This is a genomic window from Arthrobacter sp. 260, assembly GCF_013116745.1.
Lineage (GTDB): Bacteria > Actinomycetota > Actinomycetes > Actinomycetales > Micrococcaceae > Arthrobacter_D.
Window position 1 is genome coordinate 157,454 of the sequence record NZ_JABFOE010000009.1, and the last position, 18,283, is coordinate 175,736.

Consider the following 18,283-nt stretch of genomic DNA (forward strand, 5'->3'; position numbering starts at 1 on the left):
GGTGAGACACTGGGTGGGTGATCAGTCCACCCATCAGCGCGACGGCGCCCACCCGCGCTCCCACCTTGACGGTGCTCCAGCGTGGGGACTGGCTGGCTGCCGCGGCAGCACACCGGGACCGGGTGGAGCCGTTTGCCCGGCCCTACCTGGAGCGGCGCGCGGCGGGGAAGAAGCACCCGGTGGAGGACTTCCTGTTCACCTACTACACCCAGAAACCGGGCCCGCTGGCACGCTGGCACCCGGGCGCCGGCGTCGTCCTGATCGGACCCGAGGCCGCCGAGCGGGCCAGCTGGAAGCACTACCGACTGATCACTTCCGCGGAGCGCTCAGCCCTCGCCCTGCCCGACGACGTCGACGCCGTCACCGGGGATGTCGAGGGGTTCCGACGAGACCGGGCCGAGGCGCTGGACTTCGCTGCGATCATCGTCCGTCGCACCCAGGCCAGGCGGGCCCAGCTCGGTTGCTTTGGGTTGCACGAGTGGGCCATGGCCTACCGGTCGCAGATGAACGGCATCCGCCATGAGTACCTTGAACTGAGGCTGGGTGCTGCTGGTACCGACCAGCTGGTGGAGGACAGCAGAATCACGTGCACCCACTTCGATGCGTTCCGCTTCTACACCCCGCAGGCGACACCCCTCAATACGCTTCAGCCCACCCGCGAGACGCAGCGCGACCTGGAACAGCCCGGCTGCCTTCACGCCAACATGGACCTGTACAAGTGGGCGTACAAGCTCACTCCCCTGCTTCCCAGCGACCTGGTGATGGACTGCTTTGAACTGGCCTGGCGGATCCGTGCGATGGACATGCGAGCTTCGCCGTATGACCTGGGAGCCTGGGGGTACGCGCCGATCCGTATTGAAACGCCTGAGGGACGTGCCGAGTACGCCCGGCTCCAGCGCGGTTTTTCCGAAGAGTCCCAGGTGCTTCGGCAACGATTGGGTACCGCTTTGGAAAACGTGGAACTGGCAACAAACGAGTCAGCGTTGAGCTAGGTGAAGGAACGCTTCCAGTTTCAGAGCAGCATCCGATAGCCGCGGCAGCGTCGCCGTCGGCTGGTGAAGGAGTTTCAATGATCAGCGACCGCCTGACACGTCGACAGCTCTCACGCAGCAGTTTCCTGGTGGGTTCCGGCCTGGTACTGCTGGTGCTCGCCGGGTGTGGCGCGGAGAGCGGCGGCACGGCACCGGGCACCGCGACCGGTTCCCCGACCGCCACCACCCAAAGCGAAACGCCCGCCCCCTCCGGCCAGCCCACGCCGGATCCCTCGGACACAGCCACTGGTAATGCTGCCGCCGATGCCCAACTCTCGATCGTCCTTACCGCCGGGGAGGGCGCCGAACCGGTCACCTACGAACTCGCGTGCGAGGCTGGCGAGCCGGTCGGGGACTCTGCCCTCCCGGATCCGTCGGCTGCCTGCGACGTGCTGGCGACGAACGGTGACCTGATCATGGACGAGCCTGCTGCCGGGGCAATGTGCACCCAGCTGTACGGCGGGCCGGAGACCGCAGTCGTGACCGGCACCCTTAACGGGAATGCGGTGGACGCCTCCTTCTCCCGTGACAATGGGTGCTCCATCGACCGGTGGGCCATGTTCGAGCCGCTGCTCGGAACCTCCGGCGGCGTCCAGTAACAGTCCAGTAACAGTCCGGTGGCAGCCCGGTAGCAACGGGGCGCCGCACGCCCTGGTGCCGGCGAATGACGGGTGACGGGCGATCGCCGTTAGACTGGAAGCGCAAGCTCGCGGAGCGCTGGATTCACCACTCTTCTCAGCGTGAGACGGCACCTCCGAAGCCACTGCATTTAACGCACCTTGAGCCCAGGAGTTACCGGATGCCCCGGATAGTTGTCGACGTCATGCCCAAACCCGAGATCCTTGACCCGCAGGGCAAGGCCATTGCCGGCGCACTGCCCCGGCTGGGCTTTACCGGTTTCTCCGGAGTCCGGCAGGGCAAGCGTTTCGAACTCACCGTTGACGGGGAGGTCACCGAAGAATTGCTGGAACAGGCACGAACCGCTGCCAGCACCCTGCTGTCGAACCCGGTCATTGAGGACGTCACCCGTGTGGAGGTCCTCGCCGACGACACCGCCGAGGGCCAGCAGTGACCCTGGAAACCGACGCACCGTTCGATGCTCCGGCCCTGGACTCCGTCCGGGTCGGCATTGTCACCTTCCCGGGCTCGCTCGATGACCGCGACGCCGCACGGGCAGTCCGCCTCGCCGGCGGCACCGCCGTTCCCCTCTGGCACGGGGACCACGACCTGCAGGATGTGGACGCCGTCGTCGTCCCCGGTGGGTTCTCCTATGGCGATTACCTGCGCGCCGGCGCCATCTCGCGTTTCGCGCCGCTGATGGAGCAGATCACCGCTGCCGCGTCCGGCGGCGAGCGGGCGTTGCCCGTCCTGGGCATCTGCAACGGGTTCCAGGTCCTCACCGAAGCCCACCTGTTGCCCGGTTCGATGATCAAGAACAACCACCTGCACTTCCTGTGCCGTGACCAGCGCCTCCGGGTGGAGAACGCCGACACGGCGTGGACCGCCTCCTACGCCGCCGGAGACGAGATTGTGGTCCCCCTGAAGAACCAGGATGGACAGTTCGTCGCCGACGAGCGCACCCTCGACGAGTTGGAGGGTGAGGGCCGGGTGGTATTCCGCTACGTCGGCGCCAACCCCAACGGATCACGCCGCGACATTGCCGGAATCTCCAACGCCGCAGGCAACGTGGTGGGCCTGATGCCGCACCCCGAGCACGCGGTCGAGGCGGGTTTTGGCCCGGATTCCTCCGCCGCAGGGTTAGTCGGTGTCCGCGGCGGCACCGACGGGCTCGGAATATTCACCTCTGTACTGAAGAAGCTGGTTAAGTAAGTGACGATCAATAGCTCCTCCGCGCCCACCGAGGCCCGCAAGTTCAACATCGACACCGTGGCCAACGCCGCTGAGACCCCCGACGTCGAACTGCCCTGGGCCGCCCTCGGCCTGAAGGAAAACGAGTTCGACCGGGTCGTCGAGATCCTGGGACGCCGCCCTACCGCCGCCGAGTTGGCCATGTACTCGGTGATGTGGAGCGAACACTGCTCCTACAAGTCCTCGAAGGTGCACCTGGCGCAGTTCGGCGACAAAGTCACCGACGCCATGAAGGAACACCTTCTGGTGGGCATCGGCGAAAATGCCGGCGTCGTCGACATCGGGGACGGCTGGGCGGTCACGTTCAAGGTGGAGTCCCACAACCACCCCTCCTTCGTGGAACCGTACCAGGGCGCTGCGACCGGCGTCGGCGGCATCGTCCGCGACATCATCTCGATGGGCGCCCGCCCGGTGGCGATCATGGATCCGCTCCGCTTCGGCGCCATCGACCACCCGGACACCCCGCGGCTGGTGCACGGGATCGTCTCCGGCATCGGCGGCTACGGCAACTCGCTGGGCCTTCCCAACATCGGCGGCGAAGTGGTGTTCGACTCCGTCTACCAGGGCAACCCGCTGGTCAACGCACTCGCCGTCGGCGTCCTGCGCCACGAGGACATCCGCCTTGCCAACGCCTCCGGCGTCGGCAACAAGGTGGTGCTCTTCGGAGCCCGCACCGGTGGCGACGGCATTGGCGGCGCCTCGGTGCTGGCCTCCGAGTCCTTCGACGCCGACAAGCCGTCCAAGCGTCCCGCCGTCCAGGTGGGCGATCCGTTTGCCGAGAAGGTCCTCATTGAGTGCTGCCTCGAGCTGTTCAAGGCCTCGGTCGTGGAAGGTATCCAGGACCTGGGTGCCGCCGGAATCTCCTGCGCCACCTCCGAGCTGGCGTCCAACGGCGACGGCGGCATGCACGTCGAGCTGACCGACGTGCTGCTCCGCGATCCGTCGCTGACCCCCGGCGAGATCCTGATGTCCGAGTCGCAGGAACGCATGATGGCCGTGGTCACCCCGGCCAACGCCGCCGCGTTCGAAGCGATTATGGACAAGTGGAACGTCGAATACTCGTGGCTGGGTGAGGTCACCGACACGGGCCGGCTCATCATCGAGTGGGACGGCGAGAAGATTGTCGACGTCGACCCTCGCACCGTCGCACACGACGGACCCGTCTACCACCGGCCGTTCCACCGTCCCGAGTGGCTCGACGCTCTGCAGGAGAACACCTTCGACGGCGACCGGCCAGCCGACGGCAACGCCCTCCGCGCCGCTGTCCTTGAGCTAATGGCTTCGCCGAACATGTGCTCCAAGGACTGGATCACCAACCAGTACGACAGGTTTGTGCAGGGCAACACCGCCCTCGCCATGCCCGACGACGCTGGCGTGGTCCGCGTGGATGAGGAAACCGGTCTCGGCGTTGCCATCTCCACTGACGCGAATGGCCGCTACTCCTACCTCAACCCCTACGAGGGTGCCCGGCTGGCCCTCGCCGAGGCCTACCGCAACGTTGCCACCACCGGCGCGAAGCCGCTGGCAGTCACCGATTGCCTGAACTTCGGCTCCCCCGAGGACCCCGAGGTGATGTGGCAGTTCGCCGAGACCGTGCGTGGCCTGGCCGACGCCTGCCAGGAGCTCGGCGTCCCGGTTACCGGCGGCAACGTGTCGCTGTACAACCAGACGGGTGGTGTGCCCATCCACCCGACCCCCGTGGTCGGTGTGCTCGGCGTGTTCGACGACGTCGCCCGCCGCACCCCCTCGGGCTGGCGCGACGACGGACAAGCCATCTACCTGCTGGGCACCACCCGGGACGAGCTGGACGGCTCGGAGTGGGCCAACCTGCGCGGGCACCTTGGTGGGCAGCCACCGGCCGCCGACCTGACCGCCGAGAAGACCCTGGCCGCGATCCTGATCAATGCATCCCGGGACGGCATGATCGACGCCGCCCACGACCTCTCCGAGGGTGGCCTCGCGGCTGCACTCTCCGAGGCGGCGCTGCGCTTCGGCGTCGGCGCGCGGATTGGGATCGATGAACTGTGCGAGCGCGACGGGATCGACCCGTTCACTGCCCTGTTCTCCGAGAGCCAGGGTCGCGCCGTCGTCAGCGTCGCCCGCTCCGAAGAGGTGCGGTTCAACGACATGTGCACGGCGCGCAACTACCCGCACCTGCGGATCGGTGTGGTTGACGTAGAGAACGGCGCCCTGGACGTGCAGGGCCACTTCACCCTGCCGCTGGAGGAACTACGGAAAGCCCACGAGGCGACCCTGCCGGAGCACTTCGCCTAACCCGGCCGGGTGACCGTGCAGGTTTCCCCACCTTGTCGTCCGGAATCCCCAGAAACTCCGCGTGTTGCACTGCGACACGCGGAGTTGGGGTCAGAAGGTGGGGAAACCTGCACGGGCCGGCACCTTCAGGGTGAGGAACTAACCGGCGAGGCGCTGCGCCGTGGACAGGTACCGGCGGGTGACCAGCTCCTGGAAGAAGCGGGCCACCGGGGCGCCGAGCGTGAAGAACCAGTTGGCATGCCGGCTGAAGGCAAACACCTCGAAATAGACTGCACCATCCGAGTCGAGTACGGCGATGAACGCCTCCTCACCCCGTTCCGGGTGACCCGGCAGCGTGCCGTACCCAAACCCGGCGCGCTGCGGTCCGCCGTCGTTGTCGTTGTCGACCGGATCCTCGACCCACACCACGCGGCACGGAGCGGGCAACCGCACCGGACCGATCCCAAACGCTGGCACCACCTCACGGCCGACGACGGCCCGGCCCTGCCCCGGGGAGACCCTCAACCCGGCCCCCCTGTGCAGTTCCCAGGACAGGATCCCCTCGGCGAGCCGGGCGTAGGCGGCATGTCCGTTCCCGACCCGGACCCGCCGGCTGACCGTGCGGTAGCCGGCAGGTGACTCTCCGCGTTGGCTCAGGCCCTGGGGTTCATAGGTGAAATCAGGAGTCGTCATCTGCTGCCCATCTGCTCCAGCCGAGCATTATGCGGTCCCGTAGCGGCAGGGATGCCACCACCAGGTCGTACGAATCCTCAATCATCTCGCGGATCATCACGGCCGACAGCTCACCGGTGCACGAGACGCCATTCCAGTGGGTCTTGTTCAGGTGGTAGGCGCCCACGATCTCGGGATGCGCCGCCCTCAGCGCTTCAGCGATCAGGGGCTCACATTTGAGGCTGACCGACAGGTCGGGATCCGACAGGTCAGACAACGCAAACATTTTCGCGGTACCGCCCGCCGCGGAGACTTTGAACACCGAGACGACCGGTCCAAACGGAAAGTCCTCGAAGGTTCCTGGTAGGCCCAGGCAAAACTGTCGCAGCTCATCGGCGTCCATTCGCTGAGCGTACCGGCAATCAATGGCAGGATAGGAGAAAACCAACCGCAGGAGCACACCATGGGCGAGGCAAAACGCCAGGCCGGCAAGGCGAAGGACACCGCGGAAGACGTCTCGGACTCCAAAACCTTTGAGGTCCTGGCCAGGGCCGGCTACATCGCCGCAGGGCTCCTGCACATCCTGATCGGCGTCATCGCTCTTCGGGTGGCAATGGGTGGCTCGGGGAGCGCCGACCAGAGCGGAGCGATCAGCGCCCTGGGTGAAGGCCCCGGCGGATCGCTCCTCCTGTGGGCGTGTGCCATCGGGTCCATCGCCCTGGCACTGTTCATGCTTAGCGAGGTATTTTTTGGCGCACGCGGTCTGAAGGATTCCGACAAGCTGAAGTTCCGCGCCAAGAACGGCGGCAAGGCGGTGACCTACGGCGTGATCGGCGGGACCTTCGCCAGGTACGCGGCCGGCGGCAGCAGCGACAGCAGCGAGAGCACCCAGAGCGTCAGCGCCAGCCTCATGTCCAACCCAGCAGGTTCGGTCCTGCTGATGGCGGTCGGTGCCGGGGTCATGGTGGTGGGCGGCTACTTCGTTTACAGCGGGGTCACCAAAAAATTCAAGGAGAACCTGAGGAGCCTGCCGGGCAAGGGCGCCGGACAGGCGATCGTCCGCCTGGGAATGGCGGGGTATGTGGCCAAGGGCGTGGCACTGCTTGTCCTGGGATTGCTCTTCATTGTCGCGACCATCAACAACAATCCTGAAGAATCGACCGGCCTGGATGGCGCGCTGAAGTCCCTGCAGGATCAGCCGTACGGCGCCTGGATCCTCGGCGCCGTGGCGCTGGGCCTGATTGCTTACGGCGTGTTCATGGTGATCAGGTCCCGCTACCAGAGGATGTAGCGGGACCACCGCATCAGTTAGAGCCCCAGCCCCGGCGCCTCGATGGCCGGGCAGGTATTCATGACGACGTCGAGTCCTGCCGCCTTGGCCCGTTCCGCCGCCGCCTCGTCGATGACCCCGAGCTGCAGCCACACGGCCTTCGCACCCACCTCGATGGCTTGATCCACCACCGCTCCGACCTTTGACGAGTTCACAAAACAGTCGACGACGTCGATCGCTCCGGGGATGTCTGCAAGCCGCTGGTACCCCTTGCGGCCATGCACGTCGTCGCCCTTGAGGCTGACCGGGATCACTTCCATTCCGAGGTGGTCAATCAGGAACCGGGAGACGCCGACCGCTGCCCGCCGGGGGTTGTTGGAGAGCCCCACCACCGCCCACCGGCCGGGCGTAGTGAGGAGTTCGCGGACCACTTGGGGATCGTTGGTGTGGGTCACGGTGTTTTGCCTTTCGCTGTAATCTGTCGGGCTGAGGTTGAGACGGCTGCCTGAGGGACGCGCTTGCCTCTGAAGGTTCTGCGGTAACCCGCAGGGCTGATCCCCAGGGCCCGGTGGAAATGGTGGCGCAACAGGACCGACTGCCCGAACCCGGATTTGGTGGCCACGGCGTCAATGCTCAACTCGGTATCCTCCAGGAGCGCCTGTGCGCGCAATAGCCGTTGGGAATTTACCCAGGCAGCAGGAGTGGCACCCGTTTCGGCCCGGAATCTCCGGGCGAAGGTGCGCTCCGACATGTGCATTCGGGCGGCGAGCGCGCTCACAGGTAAGTCCTGTTCCAGGTGATCGGCCAGCCAGACCAACAGGTGCTCCATCGTGTCGGACCTGACGGCCGGGAAGGGCCGCTCGATATACTGCGCCTGTCCACCGTCACGGTGGGGCGGGACCACCATTCCCCGGGCAATCGTATTGGCGGCCTTGCTGCCCAACTCGGTACGCACCAGGTGCAGACACGCATCCACCCCGGCGGCTGATCCGGCGCTGGTGATGATGTTGCCGTCATGGACGTAGAGCACATCCTCATCGACGATCACGTCCGGATAGCTCTGGGCGAGTCTTTGGGAGTGCTTCCAGTGGGTCGCTGCACGCCGCCCGTCGAGCAGGCCCGCCTCCGCCAGGAGGAAGGCACCACTGCAGACCGACAGGATCCAGGCGCCTCTTTCGTTTGCCTGCCGCAGCGCGCTGATGACGGCCGGCGGAACGGGCGAACCGCCGTCGTACGGACAGACCACCACCAGATCCGCTACTTCGACCGGGCCGAGGCCTTCCCCAACCTCCATGGCGAAGCCGAGGCTGGTCGGCACCATTCCAGGGGATTCGGCACAGATTCGAAAGTCAAAGGGTGGCACGCCGTCAGCGGTGCGGTCTTCGCCGAAGACCTCGCACACCACGCCAAACTCGAAGGGTGTCACCCCTGGAAGGACCACCGCTGCCACGTTCTTCAGCATGCATCCAGTATGGCAGAAAATTATCGATTAGGGTCTTTTCAGCCACTGTTTTCTTCGGTTCAATCGGCAGACCATCGAGGTATGGAACTAATTGCAGCCCTCGCTTTGATAGCAGTATTCGGTGCCGCAGTACAGGTCTTCCGGGCCGTGCTACGGGACGGCGCCGGACACGCGCCAACCGTCCGGTCAGAGGCACCCTGGGCCGGGGACTACCTTCCCAGCACCGGATACCGCAACATGCTGGAACCGGGAGATCACTGATGGCCCTTCTCATTATTGTCGGCAGCACGATAGCCCTGTTTGCCTACATCGGCAGGATGAGCATGCCAGCCGCCGAGCGTCTGCCGGTCCGGTCCTGGGGAATCCGGGGACTCGCAACGAATGTTTGGCGCGGATTGGCCGTCTGTTCCATGCACACCCCCGTGGACCGGGCACTGGAAGACATCAACCGGTGGCAGCGGGCCGCCGCCGGGCGGAACTAGCCTGCCAATCAGTCGGAATGTTACGTCAACACTTGCGGTGAACCCCTGCACAGGAGTTTAGTGGTGCTTGACCATCCCGAGCGGCCGAGAGACCTGGATCGATGAAGCCGCAGCAACCCTGGCCATCCGGCTGACCTTTTGCAGAGCAGCAGTGCAGAAGTAATCCGGTGACATTAGGGTGCTACCGCCAGGATCGATGGAGTTAATCCTATGACCGTTCTGGCAACACCTAAGTCCCGTTCCGCCGTGTCCGCCAAGCAGGCGCTCAACGTGAGGTTCACCGGCCTCGGCCGCAGTTTCGGACCCCCCGCTGACCGGCGCACCGTCCTCCGGGACATCAACTTCGACGTCGCAGCGGGGGAAGTCCTTGCCATTCTCGGGCCCAGCGGGTGCGGGAAATCCACCCTCCTGCGGGCCGCAGCAGGCCTGGACGCCCTCAACGCCGGTTCAGTGGTGATCGACGGTACCGAGGTCCGCGGCATTGACGAACGCTGCGCGGTCGCTTTCCAGGAGCCACGCCTGCTGCCATGGCACACCCTTCAGGCCAATGTGGCGATCGGTCTACCCAAAGCATCGAGCGCCAGCGAGGGCAAGGCCAAAGTCGCCGAGCTCCTGCAGCTGGTGGAGCTCGACCAGTTCGCCAAGCACCGCCCGCGGGAAGTCTCCGGCGGAATGGCTCAGCGGGCCTCCCTGGCCCGGGCGCTGGCCCGTAACCCAGGGGTCCTCCTCCTCGACGAACCGTTCGGCGCCCTGGACGCTCTCACCCGGATCAAGATGCAGGACCTCCTGCTCGACATCCATAAGGCCCAGCCGACCACGGTATTGCTGGTCACCCACGACGTCGATGAGGCGCTGCAACTGGCCGACCGGATTGTCGTCCTGGGTTCCGACGGGGATCAACCCGGTGCCACTATCACCGAGGTCCTCACGGTACCGGGAGACCGACCCCGCGACCGCAACTCGGCTGACCTCGGCCGAATGCGCAGCTCCCTGCTGGCCTCCCTCGGAGTGACCGGCCACTAGGCCGCGCCTTCCTGGCTTTCCTCTGCGGCCCCCGGCCTCCCGGCGCCGCCGTTTCGCGCACCCCCGGCACCCGTGCCGCACCCAGAATTACCGATCTGTTTACAGTCCCATCCACCCCGTCCCCCAGGACTTGTCTCACCAAAGGACCACCATGAACCGCCAGCCATCTCACCTCCCCCGCCGCAGCGCACTGGGCGCAGCCTCCCTCGCCGTCGTCGCCTCCTTCGCCCTGACCGGGTGCATGGCTGGTGAGGACGCCGTCGGAACCGCCGGTCCGGCGGGCGGCGAGCTGAACATCGACTTCGCCACCTACAATCCTCTGTCGCTGGTCATCAAGGAACAGGGCTGGCTAGAGGATGAGCTGGCGGAGGAGAACGTCACCGTCAACTGGATCCAGTCCGCCGGGTCCAATAAGGCCAATGAGGCGCTACGTGCCGGGGCGATCGACGTCGGGTCCACCGCCGGATCGGCCGCTCTGCTCGCCCGCTCCAACGGCTCACCCATCAAGACGATCGACATCTACTCCCAGCCGGAATGGGCCGCCCTGGTCACCAACGCGGATTCGGGTATCGAGGAAATCAGCGACCTGCGCGGCAAGTCGATCGCCGCCACCAAGGGAACGGACCCGTACTTCTTCCTGTTGCAGGCGCTCGAGGCTGGCGGGGTCGATCCCTCCGAGGTGACGGTGCAGAACCTGCAGCACGCCGATGGCCGCGCCGCGCTGGCCAACGGATCGGTCGATGCGTGGTCCGGACTCGACCCGATCATGGCGTCCGCCGAGCAGGACGGCGCCACCCTCTTCTTCAGGGACATCGACTTCAACACCTACGGGTTCCTCAACGCCACGGAGGAGTTCCTTGAGGAGTCCCCCGAACTGGCCCAGACCGTAGTGAATGCCTACGAGAAAGCCCGCGAATGGGCTATCGAGAACCCCGAAGAGACGGCGGAAATCCTCGCCGAAGTGGCGGGGATCGACGTCGAGATCGCCAACGCCGTCATCATCGACCGCACCAACCTGAGCGTCGACCCCGCCCCGGGGGACGCACAGCGCGCCGTGCTGGAGAAGATCGGGCCGGTATTCGTCGAATCCGGTGACGTCTCCAGCCAGGAACAGGTCGATGAAGCGCTGGACACCCTCTTTGATGACTCCCTGGTGCGCAATGCGGACCCCGCGGCGATTGAGGCCTCCTCATGACCCATCAGGGGAACCCGTACGTGACCGGGAACAGTGTTACGGCAGTGAGCAAGGCCGGTTTAGAGGCCTCAGGCTCCACCGTGACAACGGCAGACGCCACCCAGCCGCCGCCCGAACGGGGTGGGCCGGCACATGGATGGTCCCAGACCGGCCCGCTGCGGCGTGGCTGGGTGCGTCTGCTCCTCGGGCTGATCCTGCCATCACTGATCATCACCGTCTGGCAGCTGAACTCGGTCACCGGCCTGTTCAGCTCCGTGCAGGTCCCGCCACCCGCGGCGGTCTTCAACGCCGCCGTGGAACTGATCCAACGTGGTGAATTGTGGACGCACATCGGGATTTCCACACAGCGGGTACTGCTGGGCTTCACCTTCGGTGCGGCCCTGGGACTGGTGATTGGTTCACTGGTGGGGTTGTCCCGGATCGCCGATGCCCTGTTGGCCCCGACCATCGGGGCGTTGCGTGCCGTCCCGTCGCTGGCCTGGGTGCCCCTGCTGATCCTGTGGATGAAAATTGGTGAAGATTCGAAGATCACCCTGATCCTCATCGGCGCCTTCTTCCCCGTGTTCACCACCGTCTACATTGCGCTACGCCACGTGGACCGGAACCTGGTCGAAGCTGGCCGGGCGTTCGGGCTCAGCGGCTTCAAGCTGCTGACCACTGTGCAGCTCCCGGCCGTGATCCCCGCCGTCTTCTCGGGCCTGCGTCTGGGCCTCGCCCAGGCGTGGCTGTTTCTGGTCGCCGCGGAACTGATTGCCTCTTCCCTGGGGCTCGGCTATCTGCTCAGCGATTCACAGAACAATGGACGGGTGGACAGAATCTTCCTGGCCATCATCCTGTTGGCCATCATCGGCAAGACCACCGACGCCCTGCTGGGGATCGCCGAGAAGTGGGCGGTACGACGATGGGCGTAAGCCTGCAGGACGCCGACCCGCTCACCGAGGCAGAGCATCTGAACTTCTGGGACCGGCAGGCACGCCGGCTCGACTGGGCCACCGAATGGTCGACCGTGCACAGCTTCGCTCCGGCCCGCCCGGTTCCCGGGCGTATTGCCGGTGGGAACGATGACGGTGACGACGTCGAACTGACAGTTCCGGTGATCGAATGGTTTGCTGGTGGCCGCCTGAATGTGGCCCACAACTGTGTGGACCGGCAGGTCAGAGCCGGATTGGGGGCCAAAGTGGCCCTGCACTTCGAGGGCGAACCCGGCGACCGGCGCACCGTCACCTACGCGGACCTGCAGGACGAGGTGTCGCGGGCCGCCAACGCGTTGCTCGCACTGGGGATAGGCAAGGGCGACCGGGTGGTGATCTATCTTCCGGTTCTCGTGGAAACTGTGGTGATCACCCTGGCGTGCGCCCGGATCGGGGCGGTCCACTCGCTGGTGTTCGGCGGCTTTTCGGCCGAGGCGCTCCGGTTCCGGGTCGAGGACACCGGCGCCAAGCTCCTGGTGACCACCGACGGGCAGTACCGTCGCGGGGCTGCTGTACCCGTGAAGGCCAACGCCGACCAGGCCGTGGCCGGATCAGACACCATCGAACATGTCCTGGTGATCCGCCGCACCGGCGACGACGTCGAGTGGACCGAGGGGCGCGACGTGTGGTGGCACGACGTGGTCGACTCCGCCTCCCCGGAGCACACCCCTGAGGCGTTCGACGCCGAGACACCCCTGTTCATCATGTACACCTCCGGGACCACAGGAAAGCCCAAGGGCCTGGTCCACACGTCCGGCGGCTACCTCACCCAGGCGTCCTGGAGTTTCGAGTACCTGTTCAGCCATCCCGACCCCGAGTTGCGGGAGCGTGATGTCCACTGGTGCACCGCCGACCTGGCCTGGGTCACCGCCCACACCTATGAGATTTACGGACCACTCTCCAACGGCGCCACCCAGGTGATCTTCGAGGGCACTCCCAACACTCCACACCCGGGCCGGCACTTCGAGATCATCGAACGTTACGGCGTGACCAGCTACTACACGGCACCCACACTGATCCGGTCCCTGATGGGCTGGTTCCCGGACGGCGCCCCAGCCAGCTACGACCTGTCCTCGATCCGGTTGCTCGGCACGGTCGGCGAAGCCACCAACCCCGAAGCGTGGCGCTGGTTCAGGGAACACCTCGGAGCGGGCACCGCACCAGTCGTGGACACCTGGTGGCAGTCCGAGACCGGCGCCACCATCCTCTCCCCGCGTCCGACCGACGCTTCGTTCAAACCGGGTTGCGCCTCTCGCGCCCTCCCTGGAGTCAGCACCAGGATTGTCGACGACGCCGGCCACCCCGTGCCCGTCGGTGAGCAGGGCCTGATCGTGGTGGACCGCACCGGCCCGGCGATGGCCCGGACCGTGTGGGGTGACCCGCAGCGCTACCTCGACTCCTACTGGCGGAAGTTCGCTGCGCAGGGCTGGTTCCTCGCCGGAGACGGCGCGAGGTACGACGACGACGGCGACACCTGGATCCTCGGGCGGGTGGATGACGTGCTCAATGTGTCCGGTCACCGGCTGTCGACTATCGAGATTGAATCGGCCCTGGTGGCCCACCCGTGGGTGGTCGAGGCAGGAGTCTGCCCGGTATCCGACCCGCGGACCGGACACGCCATCGCCGCGTTCGTGGTCCTGTCCCCCTCGGCGGGCACAAATCCCGCTGCCGGGGAGGACGTGGGCCGGGTGCTGCGGGACCACGTAGCAGCCGTGATCGGACCGATCGCGAAACCGGCCGCCGTCGTCGTTGTCGATGATGTCCCCAAGACCCGGTCCGGCAAGATCATGCGGCGGCTCCTGACCCAGCTGTTCGAAAACACTGCACTCGGTGACACCACGTCGCTGCAGAACGAGGGGTGCGTGCCCGGGATTGCGGCGGTCCTCGCCGCCCGCCCGGACAGGTGAGCAACACATCCCACCGGGCGGGTCCAGCGTTTGGCGGTGATACCGCGCCTGTGATCGGGTTAAGACCATGAGCGTTGACCAGGATGAACAGAAGCGGCGCGAGGACCGGCTGGCAATGACCCGGATCGTGCTCCGGCCCACCGGAACGCCCCTCCCCCTGGCGTTCATGGGGCTGGCAGTGGCGACCATCGGAGTCAGCGCACTCCAGTTGGGGATCGTCCCGGCCCGGGAGGAACAGATTATTGCGCTGGGGATCCTGGTGCTCACGGTGCCGCTGCAGCTGTTTTCCTCGGTGATCGGCTTCGGTGCACGCGATCCGATCGCCGGGACGGGCATGGCCATGGTCGCCGGTACCTGGGCGCTGATCGCGGTGGCGATGCTTGTCACCCCGGACGGCGCATCGCTTTCCGCGCTGGGGGTACTCCTGATTACCGCGGCGCTGGCCATGCTGGCGCCGATCCTGGGCGCGAAGGGCAAACTGGTGGCCGCAGCGGTGCTGGCTGGTTCAGCCCTCCGGTTCGCCATCACCGGCGTCGCGCACCTGACCGGCTCGGACGGCTGGGAAACCGCCGCCGGAATCTTTGGTTTCGCCCTCGGCGCGTTGGCGATCTACGCGGCAATTGGCTTCGAGACGGAGGAGGCCGGCGGGCCGTTCCACCTCCCGCTGCTCCGCCGCGGATCGGGCACCAAACCGCTGGCCGACGACATGGGTGAGCAGGTCGAAGGGATTGCCCGGGAGGCGGGCGTGCGCCGCCAACTGTGAGAGCCGCATTCCGCCAAACGCTGCAACGGAGAGCAACAATGTTGGTCCACCGTGATGGTGCTGTCACACTGGTGGAGACCATCCCGAGCGGTTGAGAGATCTGGCTCATTGACACCGCAGCAACCCTGGCCACTGCCTACGGCAGTGACATTAGGGTGCTAATGCCAGGCACGATGGAGGACCAATATGGCTATTGACCTTTCCCAACCCCTGAAGTTTGCGTACTGGGTTCCCAATGTGAGCGGTGGCCTGGTGGTCTCCACCATTGAGCAGCGCACCAGCTGGGACTTCGAGTACAACAAGAAGCTGGCCCGCATCGCGGAGAACGCCGGCTTCGAGTACGCCCTCTCGCAGACCCGGTACGCTGCGAGCTACGGGGCAGACAAGCAGCACGAGGCGACGTCGTTCTCGCTGGCCCTGCTCGGTGCGACCGAGAAGCTGAAGGTAATCGCCGCTGTCCACCCCGGCATGTGGCAGCCCGGCGTCCTCGCGAAGTTCATCATCACCGCTGACCACATTTCCAATGGCCGGGCGGCCGTGAACATTGTGTCGGGCTGGTTGAAAAGCGAGTTCACCGGCTTCGGCCTCCCCTGGCTGGAGCACGACGAAAGGTACGTCCGCACCGAGGAGTTCATCAGGATCCTCCGCGGCCTCTGGACCGAGCAGAACTTTTCCCAGTCCGGAAAGTACTACAACATCACCGATTTCACCCTCAACCCGCCACCGGTTGACGTTCCCGGACGGCCGCATCCGGAGGTCTTCTTCGGCGGGAACTCCACTGCCGCGCAGGCCACCGCTGGCCGGGTGGCCGACTGGTACTTTTCCAACGGCAAGGACCTTGAAGGATTCAAGGAGAACATCGCCGGTGTGCAGGCCTCCGCGGCCGACGCTGGGCGGCACCCACGGTTCGGGCTGAACGGGTTCGTGATTGCCCGCGACACCGAGAAGGAAGCCCGCGAGACCCTCCGGGAGATTGTGGCCAAGGCGCACAAGCCCGCGGTCGAGGGGTTCCGCGACGCCGTCCAGGAAGCAGGTGCCTCCACCAAGGACGGTAAGGGCATGTGGGCGGATTCCTCCTTCGAGGACCTGATCCAGTACAACGACGGTTTCAAAACCCAGCTGATCGGCACCCCCGAGCAGGTTGCCGAGCGGATCGTCGAGTACAAGAAGATCGGCGTCAACCTCATGCTGACCTGCTACCTCCACTTCCAGGAGGAGGTCGAAGCCTTCGGCAAAGACATCCTCCCCATTGTCCGCGAGCTTGAAGCGGACCTCGCCCGTAAAGAGGGCCTGGATTTCATCATCGACGACGTCACTCCCGAGAATATTAAGGCAGGTGTCTAATGGCTGACCGCAGCTTCGGATTCCGTACCCGTGCCCTCCATGCAGGAGGCACCCCCGACTCGGCCCATGGTGCCCGGGCCGTCCCCATCTACCAGACGACTTCCTTCGTGTTCAAGGACACGGCCGACGCCGCCAACCTCTTTGCGCTGCAAAAGTACGGCAACATTTACTCCCGGATCGGTAACCCCACGGTCGCCGCCTTCGAGGAGCGGATCGCGTCCCTGGAGGGAGGCATCGGGGCGGTCGCGACGGCGTCGGGCATGAGCGCTGAATTCATCACCTTCGCCGCCCTGTGCCAGGCGGGCGACCATATCGTCGCCGCTTCTCAGCTGTACGGGGGCACGGTCACCCAACTCGACGTGACCCTGCGCCGGTTCGGTATCGACACCACCTTCGTCCCCGGCACTGATCCCGCCGACTACGCGGCAGCCATCCAGGACAACACGAAAGCGGTCTACGCCGAAGTGATTGCCAACCCGTCGGGCGAAGTGGCCGACATCCAGGGCCTGGCGAAGATTGCCCACGACGCCGGAGTGCCGCTGATCATCGACTCCACCCTGAGCACTCCCTACCTGATTCGCCCGATCGAACACGGCGCTGACATAGTGATCCACTCGGCGACGAAGTTCATCGGCGGGCATGGGACCACCCTGGGCGGCGTCATCGTCGAGGCCGGTACCTTCAACTGGGGCAATGGCAGGTTCCCCACCATGACCGAACCGGTTCCCTCCTACGGGAACATCCAGTGGTGGGCGAACTTCGGGGAGTACGGGTTCCTGACGAAGCTGCGCACGGAGCAGCTCCGGGACATCGGCCCGTCCCTGTCCCCCATGTCCGCCTTCCAGCTGCTACAGGGCGTGGAGACACTGGCCCAGCGGATGGACGAGCACCTCTCGAACGCGCAGGCGGTCGCCGAGTGGCTGGAGAACGATCCGCGGGTGGAGTACGTGAACTACGCCGGACTGCCCTCCCACCGCCACTTCGAGCGGGCGGCGAAGTATCTTCCGCAGGGCCCCGGCTCGGTGTTCAGCTTCGGGGTGAAGGGCGGCAGGACTGCCGGGCAGACCTTCATCGAGTCGCTGCAGCTGGCCTCGCACCTGGCGAACGTGGGGGACGCCAGGACACTAGTCATCCACCCGGGGTCGACGACGCATCAGCAGCTTTCCGCCGAGCAGCTGGTCACCGCCGGAATCCCTGAAGACCTGGTGCGCATCTCGGTGGGGCTGGAGGACCTGGAGGACATCCTGTGGGACCTCGATCAGGCCCTGGACCTTGCCACGGCACCGAAGCTTGAGGACCAGTTGAACCCCAATGTTGAGGGAGTGAAGGCGTGAGCGCTGACCTGGAAACGGCACGCACCTGGGAGGGCCCGTCCGCCCCTGAGCGGCTCTCGCTGCTGCGCAACGCCAAGTCGGTGGCCATCGTCGGGGCGTCGGACAAGCCGTCCCGAGCGTCCTACTTCGTGGCGACCTACCTGCAGTCGTCGTCGCCGTACCGGCTGTACTTCGTGAACCCGGTGGCGAAAGAGATCTTGGGACAGCCCGTCTACGCGTCATTGGCGGATCTGCCGGAGGTGCCCGACATTGTCGACGTGTTCCGCAAGCACGACGACCTGCCGGGTGTCCTTGAGGAAGCGAAGGCTGTCGGAGCGAAGACCCTCTGGTTGCAGCTCGGCTCCTGGCATGAGGGGGTTGCCCGTGACGCCGAGGAGGCTGGCCTGAACGTCGTGATGGACCGGTGCATCAAGATCGAGCACGCACGGTTCCACGGCGGGCTGAACCTCGCCGGCTTCAACACCGGCGTGATCTCCTCGAAGCGCCAGGTCACCGCCTAGCGCTTCAAAAACGCCGCAATACTCCTACAGAAACTGCCCTGAGGCCAAGGCCCGCTGATTGTCAACGGAAACCCTTTGCCTCAGGGTAGTTTTTTCATGTGTGGCGGGACTTCGCCGATGGCGCCGACGCTGGTTAAAGATATTCCCAAGGTGAAAGAGGGACTCTGTGCCCAGCTAACACCAGCAAACAGGGAGATCACCATGCGT

At 65.6% G+C, this 18,283-nt stretch carries 20 protein-coding genes and 1 riboswitch; of the genes, 16 read left to right on the forward strand and 4 right to left on the reverse strand.

The genetic code is table 11. From position 1 onward, the window contains the following. Positions 1 to 65 precede the first annotated feature (65 nt). The 5 genes from HMI57_RS11930 to purL all read left to right on the forward strand — a co-directional run bounded on the left by HMI57_RS11930 (position 66) and on the right by purL (position 5,174). Positions 66 to 992 carry a 3-methyladenine DNA glycosylase gene (locus HMI57_RS11930; RefSeq protein WP_171586267.1) on the forward strand — a complete coding sequence of 309 codons (927 nt, stop codon included), beginning with the start codon at positions 66 to 68 and terminating at the stop codon, positions 990 to 992. Between the two features lie 77 nt (positions 993 to 1,069). Beyond that, a complete protein-coding gene (locus HMI57_RS11935) occupies positions 1,070 to 1,630 on the forward strand; it encodes a hypothetical protein (protein WP_171586226.1) in 561 nt (186 codons plus the stop codon). Positions 1,631 to 1,830: 200 nt separating this feature from the next. Next, a complete protein-coding gene (gene purS / locus HMI57_RS11940) occupies positions 1,831 to 2,103 on the forward strand; it encodes a phosphoribosylformylglycinamidine synthase subunit PurS (protein WP_171586227.1) in 273 nt (90 codons plus the stop codon). Further along, positions 2,100 to 2,861 carry a phosphoribosylformylglycinamidine synthase subunit PurQ gene (gene purQ, locus HMI57_RS11945; RefSeq protein WP_318779094.1) on the forward strand — a complete coding sequence of 254 codons (762 nt, stop codon included), beginning with the start codon at positions 2,100 to 2,102 and terminating at the stop codon, positions 2,859 to 2,861. Before purS ends, purQ begins: the two co-directional genes overlap by 4 nt. Beyond that, positions 2,862 to 5,174, forward strand: a complete 2,313-nt coding sequence (purL, locus tag HMI57_RS11950) for a phosphoribosylformylglycinamidine synthase subunit PurL (protein ID WP_171586228.1) — start codon at positions 2,862 to 2,864, stop codon at positions 5,172 to 5,174. Between the two features lie 138 nt (positions 5,175 to 5,312). Here the strand turns inward: purL and HMI57_RS11955 are convergent, their stop codons facing one another. Together HMI57_RS11955 and HMI57_RS11960 are read right to left on the reverse strand one after the other, a co-directional pair. Further along, the gene (locus tag HMI57_RS11955; protein WP_171586229.1) at positions 5,313 to 5,846 is read right to left on the reverse strand and encodes a DUF1990 domain-containing protein; all 534 of its coding nucleotides are present in this window, start codon (positions 5,844 to 5,846) and stop codon (positions 5,313 to 5,315) included. Next, positions 5,833 to 6,228 (reverse strand): MmcQ/YjbR family DNA-binding protein, encoded by a 396-nt coding sequence (locus HMI57_RS11960; RefSeq protein WP_171586230.1) that lies wholly within the window; start codon positions 6,226 to 6,228, stop codon positions 5,833 to 5,835. The genes HMI57_RS11955 and HMI57_RS11960 overlap by 14 nt, the downstream gene beginning before the upstream one ends. Before the next feature lie 60 nt (positions 6,229 to 6,288). Between HMI57_RS11960 and HMI57_RS11965 the strand changes: the two genes are divergently transcribed. Further along, positions 6,289 to 7,116, forward strand: coding sequence for a DUF1206 domain-containing protein (locus HMI57_RS11965; protein ID WP_171586231.1), 828 nt, complete (start codon positions 6,289 to 6,291; stop codon positions 7,114 to 7,116). A gap of 17 nt (positions 7,117 to 7,133) precedes the next feature. Here HMI57_RS11965 and HMI57_RS11970 read toward each other — a convergent pair whose 3' ends face one another. Beyond that, a complete protein-coding gene (locus tag HMI57_RS11970) occupies positions 7,134 to 7,550 on the reverse strand; it encodes a CoA-binding protein (RefSeq protein WP_171586232.1) in 417 nt (138 codons plus the stop codon). After that, positions 7,547 to 8,557 (reverse strand): helix-turn-helix domain-containing protein, encoded by a 1,011-nt coding sequence (locus HMI57_RS11975; RefSeq protein ID WP_171586233.1) that lies wholly within the window; start codon positions 8,555 to 8,557, stop codon positions 7,547 to 7,549. The genes HMI57_RS11970 and HMI57_RS11975 overlap by 4 nt, the downstream gene beginning before the upstream one ends. An 81-nt stretch (positions 8,558 to 8,638) precedes the next feature. Here HMI57_RS11975 and HMI57_RS11980 point away from each other — a divergent pair, with 81 nt between their 5' ends. The 10 genes from HMI57_RS11980 (at position 8,639) to HMI57_RS12025 (ending at position 18,076) form a co-directional block, all read left to right on the forward strand. Continuing rightward, the gene (locus HMI57_RS11980; RefSeq protein ID WP_171586107.1) at positions 8,639 to 8,818 is read left to right on the forward strand and encodes a hypothetical protein; all 180 of its coding nucleotides are present in this window, start codon (positions 8,639 to 8,641) and stop codon (positions 8,816 to 8,818) included. Then, on the forward strand, positions 8,818 to 9,039 hold the full coding sequence (locus HMI57_RS11985) for a hypothetical protein (protein ID WP_171586234.1): 222 nt from the start codon (positions 8,818 to 8,820) through the stop codon (positions 9,037 to 9,039). The genes HMI57_RS11980 and HMI57_RS11985 overlap by 1 nt, the downstream gene beginning before the upstream one ends. Positions 9,040 to 9,249: 210 nt before the next feature. Beyond that, complete coding sequence (locus HMI57_RS11990) at positions 9,250 to 10,062, forward strand: ABC transporter ATP-binding protein (RefSeq protein WP_171586235.1); 813 nt, start codon at positions 9,250 to 9,252, stop codon at positions 10,060 to 10,062. Between the two features lie 151 nt (positions 10,063 to 10,213). Further along, a complete protein-coding gene (locus HMI57_RS11995; protein WP_171586236.1) occupies positions 10,214 to 11,257 on the forward strand; it encodes an aliphatic sulfonate ABC transporter substrate-binding protein in 1,044 nt (347 codons plus the stop codon). Then, complete coding sequence (locus tag HMI57_RS12000; protein ID WP_171586237.1) at positions 11,254 to 12,168, forward strand: ABC transporter permease; 915 nt, start codon at positions 11,254 to 11,256, stop codon at positions 12,166 to 12,168. Before HMI57_RS11995 ends, HMI57_RS12000 begins: the two co-directional genes overlap by 4 nt. Further along, positions 12,159 to 14,135: an acetate--CoA ligase gene (gene acs, locus HMI57_RS12005; protein WP_171586238.1), complete on the forward strand. Its 1,977-nt coding sequence runs from the start codon at positions 12,159 to 12,161 to the stop codon at positions 14,133 to 14,135. Before HMI57_RS12000 ends, acs begins: the two co-directional genes overlap by 10 nt. 67 nt (positions 14,136 to 14,202) lie before the next feature. Continuing rightward, positions 14,203 to 14,898 (forward strand): hypothetical protein, encoded by a 696-nt coding sequence (locus tag HMI57_RS12010; protein ID WP_171586239.1) that lies wholly within the window; start codon positions 14,203 to 14,205, stop codon positions 14,896 to 14,898. Between the two features lie 75 nt (positions 14,899 to 14,973). Further along, positions 14,974 to 15,078, forward strand: a riboswitch (SAM riboswitch). Positions 15,079 to 15,084: 6 nt separating this feature from the next. Continuing rightward, positions 15,085 to 16,242, forward strand: a complete 1,158-nt coding sequence (gene sfnG / locus HMI57_RS12015) for a dimethylsulfone monooxygenase SfnG (RefSeq protein ID WP_171586240.1) — start codon at positions 15,085 to 15,087, stop codon at positions 16,240 to 16,242. Then, positions 16,242 to 17,576 (forward strand): O-acetylhomoserine aminocarboxypropyltransferase/cysteine synthase family protein, encoded by a 1,335-nt coding sequence (locus tag HMI57_RS12020; RefSeq protein ID WP_171586241.1) that lies wholly within the window; start codon positions 16,242 to 16,244, stop codon positions 17,574 to 17,576. The genes sfnG and HMI57_RS12020 overlap by 1 nt, the downstream gene beginning before the upstream one ends. Beyond that, positions 17,573 to 18,076, forward strand: coding sequence for a CoA-binding protein (locus HMI57_RS12025; RefSeq protein ID WP_171586242.1), 504 nt, complete (start codon positions 17,573 to 17,575; stop codon positions 18,074 to 18,076). Before HMI57_RS12020 ends, HMI57_RS12025 begins: the two co-directional genes overlap by 4 nt. The last annotated feature ends 207 nt before the right edge of the window (positions 18,077 to 18,283 follow it).